This window comes from Mesorhizobium sp. M1348, assembly GCF_040317925.1.
In the GTDB taxonomy this organism is placed as follows: domain Bacteria; phylum Pseudomonadota; class Alphaproteobacteria; order Rhizobiales; family Rhizobiaceae; genus Mesorhizobium.
Window position 1 is genome coordinate 50,925 of sequence record NZ_JAMYLH010000033.1, and the last position, 7,564, is coordinate 58,488.

Consider the following 7,564-nt stretch of genomic DNA (forward strand, 5'->3'; position numbering starts at 1 on the left):
TCCGAAAAAGTCACGCCGTACCGAAGGCGCTGGCGCCATGGTCGGCGCGGCCTACCAACTGCCGGAACCCGGCGAAAAGCTCGCGGCCGAAGCCGAATTCATTGCCTATGAGGTCGCTGTCCGCGGGCCGGCGCAGGGCAAAGTCTCCGGCCGGCACCAGTACTTCGAGCGTTCCGGCCTCCGCATCGAGCCTGATGATATCGCCGTCATGGATCCTGGCGATCGGCCCGTCCTCCGCCGCTTCCGGCGTCACGTGGATCGCCGCCGGCACCTTGCCTGAAGCGCCCGACATGCGGCCGTCGGTGACCAGCGCCACATGCTGGCCGCGGTCCTGCAGGATGCCGAGCACGGTGGTCAGCCTGTGCAATTCCGGCATGCCGTTGGCCTTCGGACCCTGGAAACGAATGACGGCGATGAAGTCGCCGGTCAGCGACCCCGCCTTGAACGCCTCGTTCAGCCCTTGCTGGCTGTCGAACACCTTGGCCGGCGCCTCGATGATGCGCCGCTCCGGCTTGACCGCGGATGTCTTGATGACGGCGTGGCCGAGATTGCCTGAAAGCACTTTCAGCCCGCCGCTCGGCTGGAAGGCCTTCTTGAACGGCGCCAGCACCTTCTCGTCGCCGCTCTCGCGCGGCGATGCCTCGCGCAGAACGCCGCCGTCGGCGCCGAGCTTGGCCTCGACCGCGTAGGGGCGCAGCCCTTCGCCCCACACTGTCTGCACATCCTCGTGCAGGATGCCTGCGTCGAGCAGTTCGCGGATCAGGAAGCCGAGCCCGCCAGCGGCGTGGAAGTGGTTCACATCGGCAAGGCCGTTCGGATAGACCCGCGCCAGCAGCGGCACCGCTTCCGAGATGTCGGAAATATCCTGCCAGGTAATGGCGATGCCGGCCGCCGCCGCCATGGCGATCAAATGGATGGTGTGATTGGTCGAACCGCCGGTGGCGTGCAGGCCGACGATGCCGTTGACGATCGAGCGCTCGTCGATCATCCGCCCGACCGGCGTGTAGGCGTTGCCGAGCGCGGTGATCGCCAGTGCCCGCTTGGTCGCTTCCCTGGTCAGCGCGTCGCGCAGTGGTGTGCCCGGATTGACGAACGAGGCACCAGGCGTGTGCAGGCCCATGATCTCCATCAGCATCTGGTTGGAATTGGCCGTGCCGTAAAAAGTGCAGGTTCCCGGCCCGTGATAGGATTTTGATTCGGCTTCGAGCAGTTCGGCGCGCCCTGCCTTGCCCTCGGCATAGAGCTGGCGGATCTTGGCCTTTTCGTCGTTCGGAATGCCGGTCGTCATCGGCCCGGCCGGAATGAACACGGCCGGCAGGTGGCCGAAGGTCAGCGCCGCGATCACTAGCCCCGGCACGATCTTGTCGCAGACGCCGAGATAGACGGCGGCGTCGAACATGTTGTGGGACAGGCCGATCGCCGCGGCCATGGCGATCACGTCGCGCGAAAACAGCGACAGCTCCATTCCGGGTTGGCCCTGGGTGACGCCGTCGCACATCGCCGGCACGCCGCCGGCCACCTGGGCGATGCCGCCGGCCTCGCGCGCCGCGTCCTTGATCAGCGCCGGAAACGTCTCGAAAGGCTGATGCGCCGACAGCATGTCGTTATAGGAGGTGATAATGCCGAGATTCGGCACCCGGTCGCCGCCAAGCGCCACCTTTTCGGATGGACTGCACACGGCAAAGCCATGAGCCAGGTTGCCGCAGGACAGCACGGCCCGGTTGGCGGTGCGGTTCGAGGCTTCGGCGATGCGGCCGAGATAGGCCTCGCGACCGGGTTTGGAGCGCTCACGGATGCGCTGGGTGATGGCTTCGATGTCGCGTCTTGCGGTCATGGCGGTCGGTCCTTTCAGGCGAGGTCCCGCAACTTCCGGCTGTTGCCGGGACCTGCAGCCAAGTTGAGATCAGGGTGCCCAGAAAACCTCTACGGGCTTTTGAGTGGCATCGAGCACGGCGCGAATGGGCTTTCGTGCTCCAGCTCCAAGCGCGGCCTCGAATGCGGTGCGTTTTTCCGCGCCCTCGATATGCAGCGCGATGAAGGCGGCATTGATGATCCGCGCCAGTGACAGCGTCAGCCGTGGCTCGCCGGCGCTTGCCGCGTGAACCGGAAGCACGATCCTTTGCGACGACGGATCGAGCAATCTTGCCAGGTTGTCGGCATCCGGAAAGAACGAGGCGGTGTGGCCGTCAGTTCCCATGCCGAGCACAACGACGTCGAGTGGCCAGGGCAGCACTTGCAGCGCCTCACTGTCGGAGACCGCTGCGCCCTCGATAGTTGCCGTGTCGTGGTAGAGCGGCACGAAATTCGCGGCGGCGGCCGCGTTCTGCAGCAGGTTGGCGGCAACCAGGCCGGCATTGGAACGCGGCGATGAGGGCGGCACGAAGCGCTCGTCGACCAATGTTATCGTTACCTTTTCCCAGGCGATCGGAACGGTCGAAAGCGCCGCGAAGAATTTCGCCGGCGTCGTACCGCCCGAGACCGCAAGCAGTGCCGTGCCGCGCTCGGCGATTGCCTTTGACAGGCAACTGGCGACGTGGCCGGCAAGCGCTGCCGCCAACTCCTGGCGTCCGGCAAATTCGTGCCAGTTGTAGGCGCCGCCTAATTGCTCTCGTGCCATGTCCGCCCGTCGCGTTCGATCAGCGCAATCGAGGCCGAGGGGCCCCATGTGCCGGCGGTGTAGCCTTGCGCCTCTTGCCTTCCGCTTTCCCAGGCGTCCTGGATCGGGTCGATCCATTTCCACGCCGCCTCGACCTCGTCGCGGCGCATGAACAGCGTCTGGTTGCCACGGATGACGTCCATGATCAGCCGCTCATAGGCATCGGGGGCGCGGCCGTCGAAGGATTGCGCAAAACTCATGTCGAGCGGAATCTGGCGCAGCCGCATGCCGCCCGGCCCCGGATCCTTGATCATGATGAACTGCTTGACGCCTTCGTCGGGCTGCAGCCTGATGACCAGTTGGTTGGCGGAAATCGGCCCGGCGCTCTCGCCGAAGATCGAATGCGGGATCGGCTTGAATTCGATGACGATCTCCGAAACGCGGGTCGCCAGCCGCTTGCCGGTCCGAAGATAGAATGGCACGCCCGCCCAGCGCCAGTTGCCGATCTCGGCCTTGAGCGCAACGAACGTCTCGGTGTTGCTGTTCTTGCCGAGTTCCTCGACATAGCCTTTCACCGGCCCGCCGGCAGAGGCGCCGGCGCGGTATTGCCCGCGCACCGTGTGCTTGGGCGCTTCGTTGCCGTTGATGCGCTTCAGCGCTCGCAGGACTTTCAACTTTTCGTCACGGACGGCATCGGCGTCCATCGACGACGGCGCCTCCATGGCGACCAGGCAGAGCAGTTGCAGCATGTGGTTCTGCACCATGTCGCGCAATGCGCCGGCCTTGTCGTAATAAGTGACGCGGTCTTCCAGGCCGACTGTCTCGGCCACGGTGATCTGCACATGATCGACATTGGCGGAATTCCAAAGCGGCTCGTAGAGCGCATTGGCAAAGCGCAGCGCCATCAAATTCTGCACCGTCTCCTTGCCGAGATAGTGGTCGATGCGGAAAATCTGGCTTTCATGGAAGTCGTCGCCGACCAGGTCGTTGAGCGCGCGCGCCGAAACGAGATCGCGGCCGATCGGCTTTTCCAGCACGATGCGCGAATTCGGCGTGATCAGCCCGTGCTCCTTCAGCTTGTGCGAGATGTCGCCGAACAGCGCCGGCGCCACTGCCAGATAGAAAGCGCGGATGTGTTCGCTGTTGCCGATCGCCTTCTTCAGCCCGTCGAAGCCGGCACCTGTGGTTGCATCTGCCGGGACATAGGAGAGCCGTGCGAGGAACGTCTTCAGTTCCGTGGCGTCGATATCTTCCGGTTTCACATGATCGGCAATCGCCTGCCTGGCGAAAGACTGGAATTCCTCGTCAGTCATCTTCGAACGTGATGTGCCGATGATGCGCGTCGGCTCAGAAAACTGATGGTCGCGCTGCCGGTGGTACAGCGACGGCAGAAGCTTGCGTTCCGACAGATCGCCGGTGCCGCCGAAAATGATGAAGTCGAAAGGATCGACGGGAATGATCTGGCTGGTCATGGTCTGTCCGCTTTGACACCGGTCGCGATAACGCGGCTGATATAATCTAATCGATTTAAACTTGCCAGTGCCATTGCGTCACATCCGCGTGTGCCCTTGACACCGGCGCTGGCCGGAGGCTTGTCGGCAAGCGATGCTTCCGGGAGCGTTCGCAGTTGCAGCATAGAGCGGGATCAAGGCGAAAGCCAAAGGAGAAATCGGCAATGGACACACATCTTTCGATGGCCATGGCCAAACGCGTCGTCGATCGTCTTCAACGAAGAGTGAGAAAAGCATGCGCCTCGAAAACAAGGTCGCCATCATCACCGGCGCTGCCTCGGGCTTTGGCGAGGGCATGGCCAGGCGCTTTGCCGAGGAGGGCGCGCGGGTAGTTGTCGCCGATCTGAACGCCAAGGGCGCAGAGCGCGTTGCCGGCGAGATCGGCGAAAAGGCGATCTGGACCCAGACCGACGTCTCGCTGCGGTCCGAATTCGACGACATGGTTCATGCTGCAATGAGCGCCTTCGGCCGCATCGACATCATGGTCAACAACGCCGGTTACACCCATCGCAACGGTGACATGCTGGAAGTCGACGAGGCGACATTCGACCTTATCATTTCAGTCAACATGAAGGCTATCTATCACGCAGCACTTGCCGTGGTACCGGTGATGGAGCGGCAAGGCGGCGGCGTCATCCTGACGACGGCTTCCACGGCCGGTATCAGGCCGCGGCCCGGCCTCACCTGGTACAATGCATCGAAGGGCTGGGCGATCACCGCAACCAAATCGATGGCGGTGGAACTCGCGCCGAAGAACATCCGCGTCAACTGCCTCTGCCCGGTTGCCGGCGAGACCGGCATGCTCGCGAAATTCATGGGCGCCGACACACCCGAGATCCGCGAGAAGTTCCGCGCGTCGATCCCGCTCGGCCGGCTTTCGACGCCGCTCGACATAGCCAATGCCGCGCTTTGGCTCGCTTCGGACGAGGCGGCTTTCATCACCGGCGTGGCGCTGGAAGTCGACGGCGGGCGTTGTATTTGAACGGTCCGGTCATCCGGCGGAGGACTGGCTGATGGCGAGCGACCCGCAATCGCTCTGCCGGCCCTACGCTCCGGTTTTGACGTAGCTTTTGTAGACCCAGCCGCGCTTGCCGTTGTAGACGATCTGGCACCATTGCTTGCAGCTCATCACTTGCACCGAGGTCTTGGCCGGCACGGTGAGAATGGCGGCCGCATTCTTCTTCGGGCCGGTGCGCATTGTGACGGACCTCAGGATGCGTCCAGTACCAGCAGTATCGGCTTTTCCGGATTTTGCCTTGGTACTGCCATTGTCGTCCTCACTCGCGGACTGCGCTGCCGGCAGTTGCGGCTTGGGCGTGGGGATGGCGGCGGTCTGCGCACCGTCGGGCCCGGTGTTTTTCGTCGAGCTGCCGGGAGCCGCCACCTTGGCAAACAAAGCCGCAGCGTCGGGTTTCGCTGCCGGGTTGGCGAATGCCACCGAAGCAGACGATTTATCGGCCGCCTGCTCGGTCTGGCTTGCCAGCTGGTCGGATGCTTCGGTGGCGGCGGCCGATGCCGTCTTTGGCCCCGTCCAGCGGGGATCGTTGGGAGCCAGCGCCGGTATCTCGGCTGCCGCCGCGGCCACTGCCGGGGAAACCGCATCGGCCTTGCCCGTCGTCCGCGGCGCCGCAGCGACCTTGGCAGGCATGATCTTCGTCGTCTTGACCGGAATGGTCGGAACGATCTGCTCAGGGCTCGCCGCCGCCTGCCGCTCATTGGCCGGCAAGGCCAGCCACAGTGCCACTGCGGCGACGCCGAGCAGTGCTGTCGTGCCAAGCGCGGCTATTACCAGATGCGCGTTCGACCGGACCCCGTGCCAGAATGTCGGCCGCATATCATAACCGAATTGCATCGCAAGGCGCCGTCGTTCCGGCGCGCCGAAACTGAAGGGCTCTCTCACTCTTGCCACCTCCATTTGCGGGCCGATGTTCTTACGACCGATGCCGGAGAGCCGGCATTTCGATCGGCATCGGTCCCAAACCAAAAGCGGGCAGGCCCGCAAAAATTCCCCGTTCAGCTGCCCACGAGCATCATCTTTCGCCCGCGATTGTGGCATCACTGCGCCCTTGGCGCGAATTCTGCGCCTGGTTAAGGATTCTGCAACGTCTGGTTAAATCCTGTCCCGCAACGCGTACCAGTTGAGCGCAAGAAAGAGCAGTGGAGCGCGCAAACGCCGGCCGCCGGGGAAGGGTGGAATTTTCAGGTCCTCGATCAGCTTCAGCCGGTCGCGGTTGCCGGCGACCGTCTCGGCATAAAGCCTGCCGAAAAAGTTCGACAGCATGACGCCGTGGCCGGAATAGCCGCCGACCGAGATCACATTGGGCATCACTTCGCGCACGAACGGCTTTCTCGGCACGGTGATGCCGACATAGCCGCCCCAGCCATGGGTGATCTCGACGTCCTTCAGTGCCGGATAGATCTCGGCGATCTGCCGGCGGATGTGGATGTGGATGTCCTTGGGATCGTTGACCGCATAGATCTCGCGCCCGCCAAACAGCAGCCGCCCATCCTTCGATTTGCGGAAATAGCGCACGACGAAGCGCGAATCGTCGACCGCCTCGCCACCCGGCAACACTTTGGAATCGGCTCCCAGCGGTACCGTCGCGCCGATGAACGAGCCGATCGGCATGATATGCGCGGCACTCACCGGTTCGAGCGTGCCGCCATAGGCGTTGACCCCGATCAGGCATTTCCCGGCGGTGATCGTGCCCTTCGGCGTCGTGACCCTGACCTTGCCGCCGCCGGAGGTGATGCCGGTCGACGGCGTCTGCTCGAAAAGCTTTCCGCCGGCCTCTGCCGCCACTTTCGCGGTGCCGATCACCAGTTTCAGCGGATGAATATGGCCGGTGCCGGTATCGCGGGTGCCGCCGAAATAATGTGTCGAGCCCAGCCGCTCGGCTGTCTCTGCGGCGTCCATGAATGAGATGTGCGGATAGCCGAAGCGGTTCGCCATGATCTCGGCATGCGCCTTGTAGTCGTCGACATAGCGCTTCTTGTGCGCCACCGACATTTGGCCGGGCATATAGTCGATCTCGATCTGATGCGCTGCGGCGAAGTCGAGGAGATGCGCTTTGGCCTCTTCGGCTAGGTCGAACAGCGCCTTGGCGCGGGAAAAGCCGTATTCCGCCTCAAGCTCCTCTGCCCAGGCCCGCTGGCCGGTGCCGAGCTGGCCACCATTGCGGCCCGATGCGCCGTCACCGAAACGATGCGTTTCGATAAGCGCGACATCCGCGCCTGACTTGGCGAGATGAGCCGCCGCCGACAGTCCGGTAAAGCCGCCGCCGACAATCACCACATCGCATGTCCGGTCGCCGTCGAGCGCCGGATATTCGGGCCTTGGTCCGGCCGTGTCTTCGTACCAGGAGCGGCCGGGGGAGATGGGGGATTGGTAAGTCATGACGCTCGGCAAGGGGAGTAGGGGAGTAGGGGAGTAGGGGAGTAGGGGAGTAGGGGAGTA

The 7,564-nt window shown here is 63.6% G+C and carries 6 protein-coding genes; 1 reads left to right on the top strand and 5 read right to left on the bottom strand.

Translation table 11 applies throughout. The annotated features are described in order from the left end of the window. Nucleotides 1-10: 10 nt before the first annotated feature. The 3 genes from edd to zwf form a co-directional block, all read right to left on the bottom strand. Nucleotides 11-1,834 carry a phosphogluconate dehydratase gene (gene edd, locus NKH13_RS31000; RefSeq protein ID WP_352715523.1) on the bottom strand — a complete coding sequence of 608 codons (1,824 nt, stop codon included), beginning with the start codon at nt 1,832-1,834 and terminating at the stop codon, nt 11-13. A 69-nt stretch (nt 1,835-1,903) separates the two neighbouring features. Next, entirely contained in the window at nt 1,904-2,617 is a 714-nt protein-coding gene (gene pgl / locus NKH13_RS31005; protein ID WP_352916640.1) for a 6-phosphogluconolactonase, read from the bottom strand. Continuing rightward, nucleotides 2,599-4,068 (bottom strand): glucose-6-phosphate dehydrogenase, encoded by a 1,470-nt coding sequence (zwf, locus tag NKH13_RS31010; RefSeq protein ID WP_352916642.1) that lies wholly within the window; start codon nt 4,066-4,068, stop codon nt 2,599-2,601. The genes pgl and zwf overlap by 19 nt, the downstream gene beginning before the upstream one ends. 274 nt (nt 4,069-4,342) lie before the next feature. Between zwf and NKH13_RS31015 the strand changes: the two genes are divergently transcribed. Continuing rightward, nucleotides 4,343-5,089 (top strand): SDR family oxidoreductase, encoded by a 747-nt coding sequence (locus NKH13_RS31015; RefSeq protein WP_352916644.1) that lies wholly within the window; start codon nt 4,343-4,345, stop codon nt 5,087-5,089. A 63-nt stretch (nt 5,090-5,152) separates the two neighbouring features. Here the strand turns inward: NKH13_RS31015 and NKH13_RS31020 are convergent, their stop codons facing one another. Together NKH13_RS31020 and NKH13_RS31025 are read right to left on the bottom strand one after the other, a co-directional pair. Beyond that, nucleotides 5,153-5,959 (bottom strand): SH3 domain-containing protein, encoded by an 807-nt coding sequence (locus NKH13_RS31020; RefSeq protein WP_352916646.1) that lies wholly within the window; start codon nt 5,957-5,959, stop codon nt 5,153-5,155. A 258-nt stretch (nt 5,960-6,217) separates the two neighbouring features. Then, entirely contained in the window at nt 6,218-7,504 is a 1,287-nt protein-coding gene (locus NKH13_RS31025) for an NAD(P)/FAD-dependent oxidoreductase (RefSeq protein ID WP_352916651.1), read from the bottom strand. Between the last annotated feature and the right edge of the window lie 60 nt (nt 7,505-7,564).